Source organism: Psychrobacter proteolyticus, from assembly GCF_038155145.1.
Lineage (GTDB): Bacteria > Pseudomonadota > Gammaproteobacteria > Pseudomonadales > Moraxellaceae > Psychrobacter > Psychrobacter proteolyticus_B.
On the sequence record NZ_JBAKAY010000002.1, the window covers coordinates 316,902 to 338,495 of the forward strand.

General features: G+C 43.1%; 17 protein-coding genes. 13 read left to right on the forward strand and 4 right to left on the reverse strand.

The window, feature by feature from the left end:
* The first annotated feature begins 168 nt into the window (after window positions 1-168).
* From acnD to V6252_RS03785, 8 genes are all read left to right on the forward strand, one after another.
* Complete coding sequence (gene acnD / locus V6252_RS03750; RefSeq protein WP_341609435.1) at window positions 169-2,802, forward strand: Fe/S-dependent 2-methylisocitrate dehydratase AcnD; 2,634 nt, start codon at window positions 169-171, stop codon at window positions 2,800-2,802.
* 144 nt (window positions 2,803-2,946) lie between these two features.
* The gene (locus tag V6252_RS03755) at window positions 2,947-3,273 is read left to right on the forward strand and encodes a type II toxin-antitoxin system prevent-host-death family antitoxin (RefSeq protein ID WP_341609334.1); all 327 of its coding nucleotides are present in this window, start codon (window positions 2,947-2,949) and stop codon (window positions 3,271-3,273) included.
* Window positions 3,274-3,527: 254 nt separating this feature from the next.
* On the forward strand, window positions 3,528-4,748 hold the full coding sequence (locus V6252_RS03760; protein WP_341609335.1) for a hypothetical protein: 1,221 nt from the start codon (window positions 3,528-3,530) through the stop codon (window positions 4,746-4,748).
* A gap of 41 nt (window positions 4,749-4,789) precedes the next feature.
* Window positions 4,790-6,028 carry a 2-methylaconitate cis-trans isomerase PrpF gene (gene prpF / locus V6252_RS03765; protein ID WP_341609336.1) on the forward strand — a complete coding sequence of 413 codons (1,239 nt, stop codon included), beginning with the start codon at window positions 4,790-4,792 and terminating at the stop codon, window positions 6,026-6,028.
* Between the two features lie 73 nt (window positions 6,029-6,101).
* Entirely contained in the window at window positions 6,102-6,866 is a 765-nt protein-coding gene (locus tag V6252_RS03770) for a hypothetical protein (protein WP_114699994.1), read from the forward strand.
* 32 nt (window positions 6,867-6,898) lie between these two features.
* Complete coding sequence (locus V6252_RS03775; protein ID WP_341609337.1) at window positions 6,899-8,752, forward strand: ABC transporter ATP-binding protein; 1,854 nt, start codon at window positions 6,899-6,901, stop codon at window positions 8,750-8,752.
* A 71-nt stretch (window positions 8,753-8,823) separates the two neighbouring features.
* Complete coding sequence (locus tag V6252_RS03780) at window positions 8,824-9,450, forward strand: GNAT family N-acetyltransferase (RefSeq protein ID WP_057760177.1); 627 nt, start codon at window positions 8,824-8,826, stop codon at window positions 9,448-9,450.
* A gap of 143 nt (window positions 9,451-9,593) precedes the next feature.
* Complete coding sequence (locus tag V6252_RS03785; RefSeq protein ID WP_341609338.1) at window positions 9,594-11,147, forward strand: bifunctional 2-methylcitrate dehydratase/aconitate hydratase; 1,554 nt, start codon at window positions 9,594-9,596, stop codon at window positions 11,145-11,147.
* A 38-nt stretch (window positions 11,148-11,185) separates the two neighbouring features.
* Here V6252_RS03785 and V6252_RS03790 read toward each other — a convergent pair whose 3' ends face one another.
* On the reverse strand, window positions 11,186-11,977 hold the full coding sequence (locus V6252_RS03790) for an SDR family oxidoreductase (RefSeq protein ID WP_341609339.1): 792 nt from the start codon (window positions 11,975-11,977) through the stop codon (window positions 11,186-11,188).
* A 219-nt stretch (window positions 11,978-12,196) separates the two neighbouring features.
* Here V6252_RS03790 and V6252_RS03795 point away from each other — a divergent pair, with 219 nt between their 5' ends.
* The 3 genes from V6252_RS03795 (at window position 12,197) to V6252_RS03805 (ending at window position 16,645) form a co-directional block, all read left to right on the forward strand.
* Window positions 12,197-13,612 carry a DUF2868 domain-containing protein gene (locus tag V6252_RS03795; protein WP_341609340.1) on the forward strand — a complete coding sequence of 472 codons (1,416 nt, stop codon included), beginning with the start codon at window positions 12,197-12,199 and terminating at the stop codon, window positions 13,610-13,612.
* A 145-nt stretch (window positions 13,613-13,757) separates the two neighbouring features.
* On the forward strand, window positions 13,758-14,729 hold the full coding sequence (locus tag V6252_RS03800) for a sterol desaturase family protein (protein WP_341609341.1): 972 nt from the start codon (window positions 13,758-13,760) through the stop codon (window positions 14,727-14,729).
* Between the two features lie 239 nt (window positions 14,730-14,968).
* Window positions 14,969-16,645 carry a DUF3482 domain-containing protein gene (locus tag V6252_RS03805; RefSeq protein WP_425355846.1) on the forward strand — a complete coding sequence of 559 codons (1,677 nt, stop codon included), beginning with the start codon at window positions 14,969-14,971 and terminating at the stop codon, window positions 16,643-16,645.
* 25 nt (window positions 16,646-16,670) lie between these two features.
* On the opposite strand, the gene V6252_RS03810 is transcribed toward V6252_RS03805, so the two are convergent.
* The 3 genes from V6252_RS03810 to V6252_RS03820 all read right to left on the reverse strand — a co-directional run bounded on the left by V6252_RS03810 (window position 16,671) and on the right by V6252_RS03820 (window position 19,864).
* Window positions 16,671-17,681: an ArsA family ATPase gene (locus V6252_RS03810; RefSeq protein ID WP_341609342.1), complete on the reverse strand. Its 1,011-nt coding sequence runs from the start codon at window positions 17,679-17,681 to the stop codon at window positions 16,671-16,673.
* Between the two features lie 73 nt (window positions 17,682-17,754).
* Window positions 17,755-18,066, reverse strand: coding sequence for a cory-CC-star protein (locus V6252_RS03815; protein WP_341609343.1), 312 nt, complete (start codon window positions 18,064-18,066; stop codon window positions 17,755-17,757).
* 115 nt (window positions 18,067-18,181) lie between these two features.
* Window positions 18,182-19,864, reverse strand: a complete 1,683-nt coding sequence (locus V6252_RS03820) for a carbon starvation CstA family protein (RefSeq protein ID WP_057760164.1) — start codon at window positions 19,862-19,864, stop codon at window positions 18,182-18,184.
* 302 nt (window positions 19,865-20,166) lie between these two features.
* On the opposite strand from V6252_RS03820, the gene V6252_RS03825 reads away from it, so the two are divergent.
* Together V6252_RS03825 and V6252_RS03830 are read left to right on the forward strand one after the other, a co-directional pair.
* The gene (locus tag V6252_RS03825; protein WP_238069025.1) at window positions 20,167-20,835 is read left to right on the forward strand and encodes a hypothetical protein; all 669 of its coding nucleotides are present in this window, start codon (window positions 20,167-20,169) and stop codon (window positions 20,833-20,835) included.
* Between the two features lie 102 nt (window positions 20,836-20,937).
* Window positions 20,938-21,501 carry a hypoxanthine-guanine phosphoribosyltransferase gene (locus tag V6252_RS03830; RefSeq protein ID WP_057760160.1) on the forward strand — a complete coding sequence of 188 codons (564 nt, stop codon included), beginning with the start codon at window positions 20,938-20,940 and terminating at the stop codon, window positions 21,499-21,501.
* Window positions 21,502-21,594 lie beyond the last annotated feature (93 nt).

Consider the following 21,594-nt stretch of genomic DNA (forward strand, 5'->3'; position numbering starts at 1 on the left):
ATAGACCATGCCCTTTTAATTTTCAATATCGCTTCTTTAGCAAAGCCTATGATAACGAACGATAATTTTGCTAAAGGAATGAATTTTTACCCGATATCAACGCTTAACTACTTATTATAATTAGCCAACAGCCAAAGGTGACTTATGGACAACGCCCTAGTACAACCAATGAACGATGAATTCAAAAAGCCACTTCCCGGTACTGACCTTTATTACTTTGACACCCGCGAGGCCGTCGAGAGTATCGAAGCTGGCGCGTACGACAAGCTACCGTTCTGCTCAAAAGTATTGTGTGAAAACCTAGTACGCCGTTGCCCACCAGAAGAGTTAACCGATGCGCTAAAGCAGCATATCGAAGGCAAGCAAGATCTAGACTTTCCTTGGTATCCTGCCCGCGTGGTTTGTCATGATATCTTGGGTCAGACTGCTTTTGTTGATTTGGCAGGCTTGCGTGATGCTATCGCTGAGCAAGGCGGTGATCCGTCCAAGGTAAACCCTATCGTGCCAACTCAGCTTATCGTTGACCATTCATTGGCCGTTGAGCACGCAGGCTTCGAAGATGACGCATTTGAGAAAAACCGTGCGATTGAAGAGCGCCGTAACGATGACCGTTTTCACTTTATCAACTGGTGCCAGTATGCTTTTGACAATGTAAACGTCGTACCGCCTGGTAACGGCATCATGCATCAGATTAACCTAGAGAAAATGTCACCTGTCGTACAGGTCGTGCACAATAAAGCCGGTGAAGAAGTCGCGTTTGCCGATACATTGGTTGGTACTGATAGCCACACGCCGATGGTTGATGCACTAGGTGTGATTTCAATCGGGGTTGGCGGTCTAGAAGCTGAAAGCGTCATGCTAGGTAACCCATCCTATATGCGCCTGCCTGATTATGTGGGTGTCAAATTAACGGGAAAATTGCAAAAAGGCATCACTGGTACGGATCTTGTACTGGCAATGACTGAGTTCTTACGCGACGCAGGTGTGGTCTCTACCTATATCGAATTCTTTGGTGACGGTGCACGCCAGCTAAGTGTCGGTGACCGCGCTTCTATCTCCAATATGACACCTGAATATGGTGCCACTGCCGCGATGTTCTATATCGATGAGCAAACCACTGATTATCTGCGTTTGACTGGTCGCTCTGAGGAACAGATTAAATTGGTTGAGCAGTATGCCAAGCAAACGGGCCTATGGGCTGACGGCATGGAAAAAGCCGAATACGCACGCGTCCTTGAGTTTGATTTGTCATCAGTCGTACGTAATATGGCAGGTCCGTCGCGTCCACATGCCCGTGTATCGACTACTGACTTGGTTGCCAAAGGTATCGCTCATGGCGCTGACGAAAAACTGCCTGAACCAAAAAACGGTCTCATGCCAGATGGCGCAGTGATTATCGCTGCTATCACCAGCTGTACCAATACTTCAAACCCACGCAACATGGTAGCCGCAGGCCTTGTCGCTCGTAATGCGAATGCCAAAGGCTTATTACGTAAACCTTGGGTGAAGTCATCCTTAGCACCTGGTTCAAAAACGGTCAAAATGTACCTAGAAGAAGCAGGCCTGATGCCAGAATTGCAAGAAATCGGCTTTGATGTGGTTGGTTTTGCCTGTACCACTTGTAATGGTATGAGCGGTGCGCTAGACCCTGATATCGAAAAAGAAATCATCGATAATGATTTATTTACCACAGCAGTGCTATCTGGTAACCGTAACTTCGACGGTCGTATCCATCCGTATGCCAAGCAAGCATTTTTGGCATCGCCGCCACTGGTTATTGCTTATGCCATCGCTGGTAACATCCGCTTTGATATCGAAAAAGACTCATTGGGCAAAGACCAAGACGGCAATGACGTCTATCTAAAAGACATCTGGTTTGATGATCAAGAGGTTGATGCCATTGTTGCTGCTGCCGTGAAGCCTGAGCAGTTCAATGCGGTTTATATCCCAATGTTTGATGAAGCCAAAAAAGACATAGGTAAGGCACTAAGCCCATTATATGACTGGCGTGACATGACCACTTATATCCGCCGTCCGCCGTATTGGGAAGGCAAAATGGCTAAGAAAAATAAACTGACAGGCCTACGCCCGCTTGCAGTCCTTGGTGATAACATCACAACCGACCATATGTCACCATCAAACGCCATTCTTGGCTCATCAGCAGCTGGCGAGTACTTAGATACTATGGGCTTGCCTGCTGAGGACTATAACTCATACGCGACCCATCGCGGTGACCATTTAACCGCACAACGTGCCACCTTTGCCAACCCTAAACTATTGAACGAAATGGTACGCGATGAAGATGGCGAAGTTATCCAAGGTTCACTGGCGCGCGTCGAACCAGAAGGTCAAGTCATGCGCATGTGGGAAGCGATTGAAACCTACATGAACCGTGAGCAGCCGCTTATCATCATCGCAGGTGATGGCTATGGTCAAGGCTCAAGCCGTGACTGGGCTGCCAAAGGTGTCCGTCTCGCTGGCGTAGAAGCCGTCGTCGCTGAGGACTTTGAGCGTATTCATCGTCAAAACTTAGTGGGTATGGGCGCGCTGCCTTTACAGTTCGAGGAAGGTACGACTCGCCATACGTTAAATATCGATAGTACAGAGACCTTTGATGTCACAGGTGAAGTCTCGGCTGGCGGGTTGATGACTCTAGTGATCCATCGTGCCGATGGTAGTACCACTGAGACGCCTATTATCTGCCGATTAGATACAGCTGATGAAGTCAAAATGTACAATGCTGGCGGTATGCTACAGCGCTTTGCTAAAGAGTTTATCGAAGGTACGCTCGATATTGTCTAAGGCTATCCTTTAGGTTTTAGCGTGATAAGCAGCAAAGTATGAAAGTTGCCGATGTTGTATAACCTTATATGACATCGGCTTTCTCGTTGATAGTAATGGATATTTATATGATACTTGATGAAGGTTATTACTAAGAGAAATTCCATGAAACGTATCAGCTTTTCTAAAACTAACAAAGACTTTGAAGCTGTCTTAGATACTGTAAATTATAATGATGACCCGATCATTATAGGTCGTCACAATGATAATGATGCAGTTGTGATGTCGCTTGCTCATTATAACGCCTTGATGGAAACCGTCTATTTATTAAAATCTCCTGCCAATGCGGCGCAGTTAGCGAAATCTATTACCCAATATAGAGCTGATAAGGTCGTTACGCGTGAGCTAATTGATATGGCAGAAGGCAGTGATAAAAGTGACGGTCGCAGCGATGACAATGAACATACGAATGACGACATTGAGAATATTTGAAATCAAAGGCTTTAATCAGACCAAAGAATATAATAATAAGTGAGCAACTAGCATGGACAGAGGCTTCTTGGAAAGACTATCTATACTGACAAACCTGAACCCCTAAAAGAAAATTTATCGGGATTTTGGTCAAGATGTATCGATTACACGTATTTAACGATTATTGCTTATCGGTATTATTACTAAATCATTTATATTAATTCTTACTATTTTTAAATTTAATTATTGCTAATAGAGTATATGAGAAAAGCGCTATGAAAAATGAATATCTAATAACATTTGATATTAAACAAGAAGTTTGTTCAGACATAAGTGACTTTAAAAAATTATTACAACTAATAAAAGGTATTAAAATAGTTAACGATAATAAATTATCGTATAACGATATTAAATTTAATTATACAATTACAAGCGGCAATCTTCCTGATAACTCAGTATATTACAATTTATGTTTAGAAAAAAAATATGAAGATGAAAGCCTCCACATAGAAGAATATGATAAATTATTAAAGAATATTAGAAAAATATGTAGCACATGTAGCGGCAGACAAGTGATAGTTTTATATGATGGAGTTGGAGAGTTTTATTGCAAAAATGCATACCCAATAATATTTAATTTAGAAAATATTATGAGGAAATTAATTTCTAAATTTATGGCAATAAGTATAGGATATGATTGGAGTAAATCAACAACACCTTTAAGTGTCAAAGAGTCTATAAGAGGTAAAAATAACAATAACGATCAAAATATATTACTAGAAGTAGACTTTATACAGTTATCTAAATTTTTGTTCACTGACTATACTCAGAAAGACCCAAAAAAATATATCGAATCTTTAAAGAAAGAGTCGGACGATCATATTATTCGAAAAATTGATTTAGAAAATTTCATACCATATAATAATTGGGAAAAGTATTTTGAAAATAGAGTTGATGTTAGTTCAGAGTATATAGAAACAAGATGGGAAAGACTTTATGATTTAAGAAATAAAATTGCACACTGTAGAGGTATAAACAAATCTGAGTTTGAAGAACTTAAATCCAAGAGTGATGAAATAATAAAAGCTATAGAAGAAGCCCTAAATAGTATTGATAATTTGGAACTAGATGATGAAGAAAGAGATCAGCTAGCTGAGAACCTAACAGGCTCTGCAAATGAAGAGTCTTTCGAATTTTTAAGTAGATATAACATACTATCAGATATAGTAAAGGGTAAATGCGAAAACATATCAGAAGAAAATGATGTGTATAGAAAACATGAAACAAATAAAAGCAATATCAGAATGCAGGCTGATTTTCTTTCAAAGCATAAGAATATCATAACTATGGAAGAGAGAGAGTGTATATACGAAATACATAGCTTTAGAAATATGTTAGTGCATAGATCTGGGTTGATGGCAATAGACAAAGAAATTTTAAAAGATCATTTAAATAAGTTAGATGATCTAATTTATAGCTTGAAAAAATACGATTAAAAATATTTAGTCAACTTTCCTATTACTGAGATACTTCTACCATGTCACACTCTTTGATTAATATCCCACAAATCTCCGTCCCTGCTACCTATATGCGCGGTGGTACTTCAAAAGGCACTTTCTTTAAATTATCTGAATTACCTGAGCGTTGCCAAGTCGCTGGCGAGTCACGTGATAACTTCCTATTACGGGTCATCGGTAGTCCAGATCCTTACGGCAAGCAGATTGATGGTTTGGGCAATGGTAGCTCTAGCACGTCAAAAACGGTTATTTTATCGGCCTCTGACAGACCAGACCACGATGTGAATTATCTGTTTGGACAAGTTAATATCGCCAAACCTATGATTGACTGGGCGGGTAACTGTGGCAACTTAACCGCGGCCGTCGGTGCCTGTGCCATTAATATGGGTTTGGTCGATGCTGACAAGATTGCTCATAGCATCGATGACAATGCAGATAGCGGTATTTGTGAAGTGCGTATCTGGCAAGAAAATATTGGTAAAACCATTATTGCTCATGTGCCAGTCTATAAAGACGCGAATGATAAAGTACAGGTTCAAGAAACGGGCGATTTTGAATTAGACGGTGTAACCTTCCCAGCGGCTGAGGTCAAAATTGAGTTTATCGACCCTGTAGATGCCACAAGCGACATGTTCCCTACTGGCAACTTGGTTGATGACTTCGATGTTGCTGGCTGCGGTCTAGATGCTGATAGTGTCAAAGCTACCTTTATTAGCGCTGGTATCCCAACCATCTTTATGAAAGCGGAAGATTTGGGCTTTACGGGTACTGAGCTACAAGGCGATATCAATAGCGACAGCGAGCTACTAGCCAAGCTTGAGAAAATCCGTGCCACAGGCGGCGTAGCGATGGGTTTGTTTAAAGACGTGAGCGAGGCACAGACCAGCCAACACATTCCTAAAATCGCTTGGGTTGGCGCAGCACAGAGCTATACCGCCTCTAGTGGTAAATCGGTCGATGCAGACGAGATTGATTTAGTGGTACGTGCTATGAGTATGGGTCAACTGCATCATGCCATGATGGGTACAGCCGCAGTCGCTATTGCCGCCGCAGCAACCACACAAGGCACGCTCGTCAATCAAGCGGCAGGTGCTGGCGAGCTGACAGAGGTGCGTTTTGGCCATCCATCAGGCACATTGCTCGTCGGTGGTAAGACTGAAATGGTCGATGGGCGCTGGCAAGCCAAAAAAGTGTCGATGAGCCGCTCAGCAAGGCGTATTATGGTTGGTGAGGTTTTTGTGCCAGCGGATGCATTTTAATTTTGATGATATTGTTCTCTGACATATTTTAAACCTCCAATAGCTAGATTAATAAAATAAAGGCTAAAATTATATGGTATTTAATGAAGTCATTGAACGAATGAATTTGTTTACACTTTCAGCAGTAAGAACGTCGGATTTAGCAATTTCAGCAAAAAAAATGATGAATTGGGATAAAGAAGCATGGTCTACCTCTCCTTGTTTGTCTACTGCAGCTAATAGACCAGACTTAGATGAAAAACTATTACCGTTGGTACATGATTTATCAAATGAGTTAAGTGTAACTATTTCTTTGATCTTTAGAGAACCTGAACCCTCTGATATTTCAGAACATGGCGGTGTAAAATTTGGTCATGAGAAAGAATTTACACCTATTGAACATATAGTAGGTACTCAAATAATTCTATACAACTTCTGCCTTCTTGAAGCTTATGAATTCGACTTGTATAAAAAATTATTAGATAAAAATAAGGAAAATTTTCTAGATGAGAAAGTTTCTTTAAAAGACATTCTTAATAGGGGTTCAGACAAGCTACTTGCGGGAATTCTTGAACGTGAGCAAAATAAGCATGAGAGAATGGGCGTAAGAAACAGAGTTAATAATTGGAATAAACTTGGTGTAGAACCTATACCCGAAGAATGGGTAAAAGCATATGAGGATATTTCAAATAGAAGGAATACACTGACTCATGAAGCTCATCCAGATGATGTAACTTTAATTGAAGCAATTATTTGTTTTCATCGCATGAGGCTAATAGCAAGAAAGATAGCAATACACTTCGAAGACGATACCATAACCCTTTGTCAAAGTCCTTTAGACGATTATCCTGAAATTTAGAAAAACTTGAAATAAAATTATAAAAATTACATATGCCGACATCTCCCCAGCCACGCCGTGTGCAATTAGACAAAAAGCCTCCCGTCGAAAAGAAAGAACGGCGGGCACTACTGTGGGATATTCTAAAAAAACTGGCGGTATTTGCTAAACCTTATCGTCTGCTTATTATCGCCACCTTAGCACTGACCGCCTTAGGCTCCTTTACCGCTCAGGTTAATGCGTTTGTACTACGTTATACCGTCGATACCTTGACCGAAATTGCCACGCTTGCCGAGCCATGGCAAGCAGGTCTGCGTATGCTAGGCATTATTAGTGCGGTATTGCTGACCAAAGAGATACTGTCGATATTCATCTCTTTTGGTCAGCGTTTTTTTGGTGAAAAGATTCGTATCAACTTGTCTCGCGACCTGTCTCAAAAAATCATTGAGCGCATCCTCACCTATCGCATGGCGTTTTATACCAGCAGTGAGAACGACAGTGGTAAATTGCAAACCCGTATTGATTACGGGGTCAGCAGCTTAACCAGTCTCGTGCAAAACTTCTTTATCGATATGCTACCGCTATTTGCCAATGCAATTGTGGCACTTATCATCATGTTTTCGACCAATTTTTGGGTTGGCATGGTCGGTCTTATTATCATACCCATTTACTTCTTTATCAGCCAAAAGCAAGCACGCCGTTTGCAAGGGTTTCGTCGGCAGATGCGTGGGTTTCGAGAAGCCAAAAGCGGTTTGGTGATCTCTTTGATTAATTCAATCAGCGTGGTGAAATCCTTTGTCCGTGAATCTATCGAGGCTGAAAAGCACTTAGCCATTCAAAAGGAAATGACGGACAATCAACTGCGCATTCGTAGTATTGGCTTTATTTATGATGCCATCAAAACCTTTATCGAGCAGATTGGTGTGGTGGTTATCATCCTTCTCACCGCTTATTTTGTGCTAAAAGGCGAGATGACTATTGGTATGATTTTGTTTCATGTCATGCTGTTTCAAAATGTCGCCGCCCCTATCCGTCAATTGCACCGCATCTACGACCAGATAAATAATGCATTGACCTATGCCGAAGGGTTTTTTGATATTTTAGAAGATGATAAGCAAGTCGAAAACATCGATGGTATCAGTAGCGAAAACCTAAAGGGTCATATCGAGCTTAAAAACGTTGATTTTACCTATCCTAATGGCACGCAAGCGCTAAAAAACGTCAGCTTTACTATCAAGCCCAATCGTATCACCGCGCTGGTCGGTCTCTCTGGCGCAGGCAAGAGCACAATTATCAATCTATTGGTCAAGTTCTATGCCCCAGATGCTGGCACGATATGTCTAGACGGGCATGATTTGGCTGACTGTGACACCCACGAATTGCGTCAGCGCATCGGCCTAGTACTACAGAGCAATCATATTTTTTCGGGTACGATTAGTGAAAACATCCGCTATGGCGATATGAATGCCAGCGAAGATGACATCATCGTGGCTGCAAAAAAAGCCTCTATCCACGAGCAGATCATAGGGTTAGCGGATGGCTATGAGAGCACTGCTAAGTCCTTATCAGGTGGTCAACAGCAGCGTATTGCGCTGGCAAGGATGTTTTTAAAAGACCCACCTATTGTGTTTTTGGACGAGCCGACAGCCAGTCTAGATGCTATAGCCAGTCAACAGGTCAAAAAAAGCCTAGATCTGATCAAAAAAGACCGTACCGTCATTATGGTCTCGCACAATATCGCCCAAATTATCGATGCCGACGATCTCGTGGTGATAGAAAATGGCGAAGTGGTTGAGACAGGTACACATGAGGTACTTTATGCCCAACGCGGCAAATACTTTGAAATCTTTAGCGCTATGTCTGATAGCCTAAACTTAGATAAAATCAGCCAGACCCTAAACGGTTAGGAATGGTTAATGCCTGCCTAAATCGTTATAATGCCAATCTTTTACTGCCTATTGCCAGAAGCTAGCCCACTATGACTTGTGAATTTTCTTTAAAAACCTTTGACGAGCTGACCTCAGTTGATTTGTACCATATTTTAAAGGCGCGCTCGCAAGTGTTTGTCGTCGAACAAAACTGTGCCTATCAAGATATGGATGAAGTGGATTTTGATTGCTTGCACCTAATCGCTCATCAAAATGCAGCATTGGTGGGCTATTGCCGTATCATTCCACCTGAGTTTAATAAGCTAAAATCCAACCTATCAGTAGCTGATCCTGCGATTAAGACCAACCACACTGCGATGCCTGCTATCGGTAGAGTGCTTGTGCTATCAGAGCATAGAGGTGATGGTCTGGCACGGCAGATGATGAATCAGGCTATTGCACAGTGCCGCAAAAAGTATGGTAAAAAGCGCCCGATTATTATCTCGGCACAGGTTTACTTGCTTAGCTTTTACGAGTCGTTAGGTTTTGTACCTGAAGGCGAGCACTACCTCGAGGACAATATCGAGCATGTAAAAATGGTGCTATACGTTGCAAAGAAAAATAAAATCAAAAAAGAGAGCACAGACACCGCGTCAACCACGACCAAAGTTTTAAGTTTCCTGCTGTTTATCATGGCCGCTTTGTTTGTTTTAGGTCTGTTGTACTTAATGATTTAGATCGCTGCTAACGTCTTAATTCTTAACATAATTCAAATTGGTTGTTCCATATTGAGTATGCTACTTTTAAATAACGATTCCTTTAAAAGGATCGCTGAGATAATCAGTCAAGGAAGTAGCACACTCAGGATGAGGAACCAACCATGTCAAATAATCACTTAGATAACGATTCAAATACAGCCAATTCAAATATTAACGATGCAACTGTAGAGAGCAACGTTCGTCCAGAATATGACGATGAAATTCAAAAAATTGCCGATTACGTTCTTAATTATTCAATAGACGAGCAATCCCCAAACCCTACTGATGCATGGAATACCGCGCGCCACTGTCTAATGGACACGCTTGGTTGTGGCTTACTTGCGCTGCGCTTCCCTGAGTGCACCAAGCACTTGGGGCCTGATTGCCCCGATCAAATAACGCCGCATGGCGCTCGCGTCCCTGGCACCTCCTATAGACTAGACCCCATCAAGGCCGCTTTTGATATTGGCTGTATGGTGCGCTGGCTTGACTATAACGATACGTGGCTTGCTGCCGAATGGGGCCATCCTTCTGATAACTTGGGTGGTATCTTGGCGGTCGCCGACTATATTAGTCAGAAAAATATCAGCCAAGGACAAGCACCACTGACCATGAGAGCAGTGCTTGAAGCCATGATCATGGCGCATGAAATTCAAGGCGTACTGGCACTCGAAAACTCATTCAACCGTGTGGGGCTCGATCATGTTTTTTTGGTCAAGTTAGCATCAACAGCCGTCGTCGCCAAACTTTATCAGCTGCCACGTGAGCGCATCATGGCAGCAATCTCACAAGCCATCGTCGATGGTCAGGCACTACGCACCTATCGTCATGCACCCAATGCTGGCAGCCGAAAATCATGGGCAGCAGGTGATGCGACCAGTCGTGCGGTACGTCTGGTAGATATAACGGCGCGTGGTGAAATGGGTATCCCTGGCGCATTAACCGCACCGCAGTGGGGATTCTATGATGTGCTATTTAGCCATACCAATAAGGATCTAGCGACAAAGCCTGAAGGCGAACGTCGTTTTAAATTCCAGCGAGATTTTGGTAGTTATGTGATGGAAAATATATTATTTAAAATAAGCTTTCCTGCTGAGTTCCATGCTCAGACCGCTTGTGAAGCGGCGGTTATTTTGCACCCACATATCAAAGGCAGAATTGACGATATCGAGAGAATTGTCCTGACTACCCATGACTCAGCGATTCGCATCATTTCAAAAGAAGGCGCGCTTGCCAATCCAGCAGATCGAGATCACTGTTTGCAGTATATGGTGGCTGTCCCACTATTGACAGGCGATCTGATGGCAGAGAACTACGAGGATGACTATCACGAACAGCATTTGTCAATCGATGAGCTGCGCAGCAAGATGGTTGTAGAGGAAAACGCGCAGTATTCAAAAGACTATCATGACCCAAGCAAGCGCTCTATCGCTAATGCCATTCAAGTATTTTTCAACGATGACAGCAGTACAGAAAAAGTGGCTGTTGAATATCCTATCGGGCATAAACGCCGCCGCGCTGAGGGCATCCCTGTACTGGAAGCCAAGTTCCGCGCCAGTCTGGCCACTCGTTTTATCGAAAGTCGCTGTCAGCAGATCGTTGAGCTGTGCGACGATCAAGAAAGACTGGAGCAGACGCCTGTTAATGAGTTTATGGCGCTGTTTGAAGCGTATTAGATTGATGGCTTACTAGTACGCTAGCGTCAGTTTGATGGCTACCAAGGTATTGACTCTCCTGCCCAATCGACAAAACTGCCTGATTGGGCTGCCGTCATCCCTGAGAGCACTTCCAATAAGCACTCCGCGCTATACGCTGGCGAGAATAAATGCCCTTCAGCGACATTGCCTTGAAACGGCGCAGAAAGCTGAGTGTTGACAGTACCTGGTTGCATAATCACCACGCACACATCTTTAAGTGATCTGCTCCATTCGATACTCAGGTTTTTCATGCCCATATTGAGCGCCGCCTTGCTCATTCTATAGCTATACCAGCCGCCTAGCTGATTGTCAGTGATGCTACCGACGCGGGCTGATACGGTCGCAAAAATAGCAGGATGGTTGGCGCTGCGATTAGCCTTGGCGAGCAATGGTTTGATATGTTTGGCTATCAGCAAACTTGCTAGGGCATTGATTTGCATATTTTGCAAAAAGAACTCCGTGTCCATCTGTCGCAAGGCCTTTTCTGGCTGTGCTGTCTCTGTATGCAATAACCCTACACAGTTGATTACCCAATCCACATGACCGACCATCTGCTTAATGTTATCGGCAGCTTTTTTAATACTATCCTCATCACTGACGTTCATCGGTAACCAGTGCAGGTTTTCTGCTTCAATATTCGGATCATTGCGATGATAAGTAGCAAATACTTGTGTGCGATGGCTTTGATTAGATTGATTGTCCGTTTGATTAGCAGTCGTTTTTTGTATTAGCTGCTGTACCATGGCTTGACCAATGCCGCCTGTTCCACCGATGATAAGATAGGTTTTATTATTCATTTCGTTGTTCATATGGCACCTTCCTTTTTTTGATATGTCTCTTTAATACGCTTTTTGACACGATTGGGTTTCATTTATTTATTTTGGCTGACTTTATAAGCGTTTACTATGATAAAAATAATACAAGTCATCCTCATTCTATATACGCTACAATAATCTATAACGATTAAAGCGACTGTTTTTAGATTGCTATTTATTATATTGACGCCTTCATACGGATATTATCGCATTATGCTATCACCCCAAGATCAACTGACCGAGCTGGTACGAGCCTTAGAGACCGATCAGCACGTCTTTGCCACTGACCCGTTATTAATCACGGAAAAGCTACAGGGCGAGGACGGTACGCCTATCCAAAAGCTGCATCGACGGGCATCACGTATAGATAGTAACGGGGCGCTTGCGCGTGTACTGGGTAAGATTGACGGCCGTATAAAGGGCATTATGATTGTTATGAGCGTGGTGTGGTGCATCTCAGGATTTTTGGGACTGTTCACGCTATTGCAGTCTAATGTTGTGAATTTCTTTTATGTATTGGTCTGTTTGCTTGGTTTTCATACCATTATGCTTGGTGGGTGGCTCGTCATGACCCTTATCAATCGAGATCAGCAATCGCCCAGTTGGTTTGCGAGCTTTGTCAGTCCAAGTTATCTCATACGTGGTAAAGATGATGTGACCAAAGCGGCCGTCGATCTGTATGAACGCCAGTTGCAGCATAGCGGTATGCGTTGGTATTTGGGGCGGTTTAGCCATCAGTTGTGGCTCGCAACATTGACCGGTATGCTACTTGCGATTATATTTTTGCTGGTTGTACGTCAGTATAGCTTTAGCTGGGAGTCAACCTTACTCTCTGATCAAGCGTTGGTGAGCTTGACTCAAGTATTAGGTTGGCTACCTAGTATGGTGGGATTTGGTGTGCCAGACAGCACAGCGATCGCACAGAGCAGGCTTGTCACCGAAGCGATGCCGCTGTCTGTTGCACGGCAATGGGCAGGGTTACTAGTTGGTAGCTTGCTGATGTACGGTATTGTCCCGCGAGCGATAGCATGGGCGTTCTGTGCATTGATGTTCCGCCGCAAAAAAATGCGTTTGGATATCAAACAGCCGTATTATCAAAAAATCCTAAACTTTTGGCAGCGGCACGTGGTGGATGCTGATGACTTTACAGAAGCGCCAGCCCCTATCGCTCCAAAAGCGACGGTCAGTGCGGGCAAGAAATTAGTTGCTCTGCTTGAATACCCTGCAAATCAGGACAACTGGTGGCAGTCAGGGTTAGATAGCAGCCATCATGATTTTGACAAACATAGTCTTGAACAATCAAGTGAGGTTGAAGATTTTGGTATCGTTGATGACCGTGATGATATGGCACGGCTCAAAAATTACTTAGATGCGCATCCTGTGCAAGTCTTGCTTGGCATTCATAGTAACGCATTACCCGACCGCGGTACGCTACGCAAACTCGATAAAATCGCTGCTCACGCCAAAGATGGGCTTATCGTACAACTGCTTAGTGATAACAGCGTTTCTATAGGGTTGACTGATGCTCGTACCGATGATGAGCCATCAGACAAACATGCGGTTCGTTATCAGCAGTGGCAAACGGCGCTCTCTGCACGAAAGATAGGCTTGGTTGATATAGATACTTAACACATTCTAATTTTTAATCTGTTACTCATATCTTAACTTATCATTATGACTAGCATAATATACAATAAATAAATATTATAGGTCTTAATAGCTGTGACGTCATATCAAGATGACAAGGTTGTTTTATAGTGGCTAGGAGCCCAAGATGGCAGCAGACAATTCCCTTATGACCTTAGGTCAGTATGGTCAACTATTGGATGGTTACCGAGAGGCGTTAAACCAAAGTATCTTAACGGCTGCGCCAGAGGCGTGGCAGCCAATGCTGGCGAGCATTCTGCCCGCGTATTGGCAAGAGTGGCTGCTACCGCTGGCTGGAGGTCCATTTTTCTTATTATTTTTGGCAGAATGGTTCTATCAGTCCAAGCGCGGCAATAGTAAAAGCTTTAGTTGGCGCCGTGCAATGACCAATTTTAGCTTGGGTGGCTCTTATTTAGGGTTTGAATTGATTGTCCAAGCGCTTATCGTCATACCTATCTGCTTATGGTTATATCAATATCGCTTATTTACTATTGAGGTGACATGGCTCACCGCCATCCCTATATTCGTCGCGGTTGAGTTTAGCTATTACTGGTTCCATCGTGCGTCACACCGTATGAATTGGTTTTGGTCAGCGCATGTCGTGCACCATTCAGATGACCATATGAATCTGTCCACCGCCATGCGTCAAAGCTTGCTGTACTCGGTGACGGGCTGGTGGTTATTCTTTGTGCCGTTGATGCTACTTGGTGTACATCCTGTCTGGGTATTCTTCTTTTATGCGTTAGATTTGATTTACCAGTTCTTTATTCATACTGAAACCGTAGGAAAATTTCCAAAATGGGTTGAGTATGTCTTTGATACCCCATCCAATCACCGCGCCCATCATGGCACCAATAACGAATATATTGACCAAAATTACGGCGGCGTTCTCATTATTTTTGATCGCTGGTTCGGCACTTATGTAGAAGAAGATACCGCCAACAACCCCGTCCAATACGGTGCGGTTGGTGAAACCAGTCATGACAATATCGTCAGTCTGATATTTGGGGTTTTTTACCGTATGTGGCAGCGGTTCTTTCGTGCCAAAGGGCTTAAGAAAAAGATCAAGGTACTGCTGCGTCCACCAAGTGCTGTCTAAGATAGTCAATTCTCTATACATTGGATACGATGTCAGTCTCGCTTAGCCTACTATTTGTAGTGCTTTCACTCGTCTTCCTTGTATCTAATGTATATTGAACCGACTAGAGCATGATTACAAATGCGTGGACTACGATTTATGATATGACAATACGCATTCATAACCAATACCCAATCAGATTTGTTTTACAATAAATGGCTACTGTGTGTTGTTACCATCAATAAATATAAGACGTTACTATGAATAATGACAATAAAAATAATCATGAGAATGATAAGCCTGCAGGTCTCTTTGCGGACAAAGCTTATGAGCCAGCCCCTGATGTCTCAAGTATTCCTTCAGACAACACCTCAAAATCCACAGTAGCTAAGTCAATAGCTACTCAGGATAATCAACCTGTATCAACCGATACATCAGCAACGACAGCACCAGTGTCAAGGATGGCAAAGAAAACCATTGCCAGTGGTGAACCGCTCAAATTAGCCGTCGTTGGTCATACCAATACGGGTAAAACCTCTATACTGCGCACTTTATTGCGAGACGTATATTTCGGCGAAGTCAAAAACGAAGCGGCGACCACGCGTCACGTCGAGCAAGCACAGCTGACAGACAGTCGCACTGGTGAGGTGCTGGTAGCACTATACGATACGCCTGGTCTGGAAGATGCTTCAGGGCTTATGGACTGGCTAGAGGATAATACTGCCAGTCGTCGTGATGGTATTGAGCGCCTGCAGCAGTTTTTGGCGGCGGATGTCGCTCAAGGTGCAGACAGTTATGACTTGCCCTATGATTATAGTCAAGAAGCCAAAGTCATTCGTCAGCTGCTGACAAGTGATATGGCCATCTACGTAGTAGATGCTCGTGAGCCTGTATTGGGTAAATACAAAGATGAGCTAGCGATTTTGTCTTGGGCTGCTATCCCAGTGATGCCTGTTTTTAATTTTACAGACAGCCAGAATGCTAATATCGACGACTGGCAGACGATGCTGGCAAGACGCAATCTGCATATTTCAACGCGTTTCGATTCGGTCGCGTTTGAGTTTGAAGATGAGATGCGCCTATGGAAAAACCTAGCCACCATGCTCACCCACTCTGAGATGCTTGAGCAGCTGATGCAACGTCGAACGGAAGACTGGGCTCAGCTGTATGATGAGGCCAATATCATCATCGCTGATTTCTTATTGAATGTTGCTGCCTTTGTGCGCGAGATCAATGAAGATGATGACCCACTTCCTGTACTACAGCAAATGCAAGAAGCGGTTAGGCAAAGTGAGCGTGCGATGCAGCATAACTTACTTAACCTTTATAAGTTTTATGACAATGCGGTTGCAGCAACGCCGCTTGAACTACAAGCTTACCAACAAGATCCTTTCGACCCTGAACTTCTCAAGAGCTACGGCATTCGTACCACTTCTGGTGCAGCAGCTGGTGCGCTTCTAGGACTAGGTATCGATGCAGCAGCCCTAGGTACAACACTGGGATTGGGCGCCGCAATAGGTGGTATCGCAGGCGGGCTGCTATCGAATACCAGCAGTATTGCCGATAGGATTACTGGAGTAAAACGCTTGTATATTGATCCTGCAACGTTAACATTGCTAGCCACGCGAGCATTAGACTTGCTAACTGCCCTACGTCATCGTGGTCATGCTGCTACAGACGCCACTCAGTTATTATATAAGGGTGAAAATAGCAGCCTTGGAACGTCGTTAACTGACGACGGTGACCATGCAGATGAAGACAATAATCCAATTACTGTATGGCCAGCACACAAATTACCAAGCGAACTCAAAAAAGCACGTGGTAAACCACAATGGTCGTCGCTTAGTAGCGGCAAGTCTGAACAAGCTCAGTTATTACGCACAGACATGGCATGGTCTCTATCAGGTAAGTTACAGTCGTATAAGCGTGAGTCATAAATTACTAGCGAACTATCTATGCACCCTATGCACTTAACAACGCACTCAATGCATCAGTACCACGTACATCTGTCTGCTGCAGATAGATTGGATACAGCGGGTACTTGGTAAAGCTTTGTTCGATATCCTGCAGTAGATGCTGCTGACGCTCAGCGCGGCGTCGCCAAAACTCATCCGACTGCGCAGTTGATATAAGCTGATTGATGACGATTGCTGCTGGCATGAGCTTACTATCTTCTAATTGCTCGATAGCGCGCTTGGTCTCAGCCAATGGTAAGATGTCAGCGGTCATAACCAATACGATCGCTGTTTGTGTACGGTCATGTAATAGCAACCCTGCTTGGCGGAACAATTGCTTGCGCTTTTCTAATATTGAGACAGCTTGCTCCCAGCGATCTGATTTTTTTGCTGCAAACGGATTTGCCACATCGTTTTTATCATTTTTTTGATTGTGACTATCCAAGTGTGTCGCCACCGAACGTAATTTGGCCTGTCGTCGCTGCTGTGCAAGCAGCCCATCCGTCCATGCTCCCATCATTTCTGGTAATACCAATAATCGCAAAGTATGACCTGTCGGTGCGGTATCAAAGATGATGTGCTCATACCCAGCATCTGCCGCTTCGACTAAATGGTGACACATGGATTCGAGCATCGCAGCTTCTTGAGCGCCAGGTGCCGACTTAGATAGCCTCAGATGCTCACGAATTTTTGGCATCATATCTGGGTTGGCATAAGCTTTAATTGTACGTTCAACTTGAACAAAATGTTCATCGACAATCACGTCAGGATTTAACTCAATCGCATCTAGATAAGGTGATATTACCGTTTTCTCATTATTGAGTCGTACATTCAATACATCGCCCAAACTATGTGCTGGATCGGTTGAGACAATTAAGGTTTTTTGCTGCTGGCTTGCATAGTAGCTGGCTAGAGCTGCTGCCGTGGTGGTCTTCCCTACACCACCTTTGCCGCCGATAAATATAATCGGCTGTGTCTCCAACTGCTCTACCAATCCATGTAAAGGGTGTAATGCCATATTGTTATCTCGTATTTTGTCTCATTATCTAATAAATGCTTAGCTACTTTTTTATATAGTCAATCCACTACGGTTAGCAGCACCCAACGTGGTCAAATGGACATCTATCCATTCCCATACGTGTATGCCACTCATGAAAGTTTTCTAAAAATAATGGCTGTAGCTCTAATGTATAAAAGCTGGCGGGATTATCAATCCCCAAACTCTCAGCAAACATAAGCAACATAAAAAAATCTTCTTCATCACGTGCGGCGCGTGCCATCGTCTGACGATAAGGCGCATGATAAAACTCATTTAATCCACTCTTAAACCGTTGCCACCATGGTTGGGTGTTCTCTAGTGGTTGAACGTTTGCTATATTATCTGATGTGTTTTCATTTTCCATAATGTGCTCGTATTTTACTTAATTCTTATGACCTATCATGCCTATATGATACAAAAAACGCCAGCAATTGCTGCTAGCGTTTTTTATTAAACAGACACTCAATATGGGTTAATGTTTAAACCTCACCGCTTTTACCTTTATGTAGTGACCACTCTTTTCGTAGTACAGACAAACTCTCAAACGTCACCAAAATGGTCGCGATTAAGATAATAATATCCATAATAATAAGTAGCCAATTACCATCAGTAAAGAAGGTTTTGAGCTGAATCAATAGTGCAAAGACGGTCATAACCAACAAGAACGACAATGGTGCTAAGGTGTACCAAACTGGCTTGCCCTTACGTAACAAGATAATGGTAACGATCATCAAGGTTAAGGCAGCCATTAACTGGTTGGTTGTACCAAATAGTGGCCAAATAATCATACCGCCCGCGCCATCGATACCACCAGCACCGAACGCTAATAACAAACAGCTTCCGACAGCAAGTAACGTTGCAACGACACTCTTATTGAGTACAGGTAAATTATAAAATTCACCAAATTCTTGGAAAATATAACGTTGTAAACGTACGCCAGTATCCATCGTCGTACCAGCAAACAATGCGGCCATTACTGTAAGCATGGTCTGTGATAGCACCATGTCGATGCCAACACCGGCATTCAAGATGGTCGCACCGCCGTCAATGAAAGCACCGATAGAGCCATCACCAAACTTTTGATAGACCGCTTGCCAATCACCAAGAGTCGCAAAACCTGCGGTTGCTGCAAGGATTGCCCCAAGTGCTAGCATGCCCTCACCCAATGCACCGAAGTAACCAACGAAACGAACGTCTTCTTCTTTATCAATTTGCTTAGAAGTAGTCCCTGTGGCGACCAAACCATGGAAACCTGATATGGCACCACAAGCAATTGTCACAAACAACAATGGCAGCAGTGACGGTGTATCGGCTGGTAATGCAGTGTTAACGGCTGGCGCGACAATATTAGGCGTGCCAATAAAAATAGCGGCATATAGTAGAATCAAACCGACAAATAACTGTAAGCCATTAATATAATCACGAGGTTGAAGCAGCATCCATACGGGCAACAACGACGCAATCGCCGCATAGGCGAACAAGATCAAGATCCATACCGCGTTATCTGGTAAACCCATAACGGTCTCAGGTAACACAATCGGGAACATAGGGCCAAGATAAATAAGCCCGTACAAGGCTGTTACCCCGATAATGGACACCCAGACCAAATTCATGTTGTAGCGATAGATACACTGTCCGATGATAAAGGCAACCACCAAGGCACCCCAAACTGGCAATACCGCAGATGGCGTCTTAATCATCATATTGGCAATAGCTACGCCAAATACAGCATTGACCATCAGTAGTAATAAGAAGATAACAACCATCATCAAGCTGCGGACACGTGTGCCCATGACAGTACCAGCGATAGAGCCAATCGACTGACCTCTATTACGCATACTTGCCCAAATAGCAGACATATCATGTACGCCAGCCATAAAGATAGTACCTACCACTACCCAAATAATGGCAGGCACCCAGCCCCAAATAACCGCAATGGCAGGACCGATAATTGGTGCAGCCCCTGCCACTGACGTAAAGTGATGCCCCCACAATACATACTTATTGGTAGGGACATAATCGATCCCATCTTTCATCGTATGTGCGGGTGTAGGACGGCTGTTGTCCAATGCTAAAATTTTGGTGGCGATAAATTTTGAATAAAACACGTAGCCGCAGAGCATAGCGGCAACGGCGAATAGTAGTACGATAGCACTATTCATCTCATCTCTCCCTAGACAAGTAGTCAATAGCCTTATAAGTTCAAGCTTTTTGAATTAAAATATGAAAAATATGCTAAATTAGTGTGCGATGAGTGACTCAGCTCATCTATCGTTTAGGTAAATTCTAGCAATTTGCAAAATTATTACCAATCAACAAAGTCATTTATCTTATAACTAGGGCATGTCACTAATCAGCATTTGGTATGATGAGCCTGAGACTAAAACTTTGTTTAAATAATAACCGATTTGGTGATCAATGTAACGCAAGTAAGACATAAAAAACAACAAATAAAGGAAGTGCAATGGCACATTATTTTGGATTCGTACCCTCAGATAAACTAAAAGCTTTAATCAGTGAGGCCGAACAAGTCGTTGCTTCAAATGAGAATGTAGAGTACTACCCTTATCGCGATGCTCTTACGCATCAGACAGCGCGTGATCTTACTGATAATTTATTGGTTGGTTTGGTAGATATTATTCCTAACCCTGAGCGCCAAGCCTCTATGCGTAAAATTGTTGGAACGATTGAACGCGCGACAGATACTTTGCTCAACATCTTACTGGGTAAAGAAAACAACAAAGACGTATTACCAAGTTTTCATTTTCTAAGAGATCATGCAACCTTTATCGATAATGAAGGTGTTAAACGTGTCGGCTTTAAACTGTCAGAAAAAGATGCCAATACCATCACTGAAGGTTTTGCTGCTATCACGCCTGAACATGTAGATAGAGCCAAATTCAAAACAGCACTCGAAACCATGAACGAAGAAACATTGACTCACTTTATCAGTCGCTATGCCGAGACATTAAAGCTAGGCATGATCAAACGTAAGTCAGTTCCAGTTGCCAAATCGGCAATTGATAAAGGCATGAGTATGGCACTTAATAAGCTATTACCTGATCTACCAAATGACTCATTGAATAGATTGGCCAATTATTACCGTCCATTTATTATAGAAAAGCCAGAATAACCCTAAAAGTTGGATTAATTTTGTCCCAAAGGTCATATGACGTTGGGCAAATTCACTAAAATTTGCTAAAATAAGCGGCACTTTTTACCAAAGGCGCACCCGATGACCCAAATCAGTAACCAAGAAATTGAAAAAACCTTACGCAACTCAGAGTGCCTTATCAGCAGTATCGAAGTAGCTGCTGCTTATGAGCGTTTGGCCGCTCAGCTCAATCTACATTATGCTGGTCTAAACCCAATTGTTATGGTCGTGATGAACGGCGGATTGATTCCAGCTGGTCAACTACTGACTCATCTTACGTTCTACCATCGCATGCACTATATTCATGCGACTCGTTATCGTGATAACGAAGGTACTAATGAGCTTGATTGGAAATTCAAGCCTGATGTTAGTATCGAAGGTGAGCACGTATTGTTAATTGACGACATCTTTGACGAAGGTATTACTCTAAAAGCAGTTGTTGAAGAATTAAGTAAAGAAAAGCCTCTATCACTTGAGTCTTGTGTCTTGCTTAACAAGCAACATGATCGCAAAGTTGCAGATTTTGACGTAGATTTTGTGGGTATTGATGTTGCAGATCGTTATGTTTACGGTTGTGGTATGGATTTCCATGGTTACTTGCGTCACCTGCCAGGTATCTATGCAATCAAAGAAGACAAAGTTTAATTCTTAGACTTGATTGATTAAAATAGTTAAGTCCTAAAAAAGCATCCAATTTGGATGCTTTTTTATTGCGCTGATTTATTGTGCCGACAACAA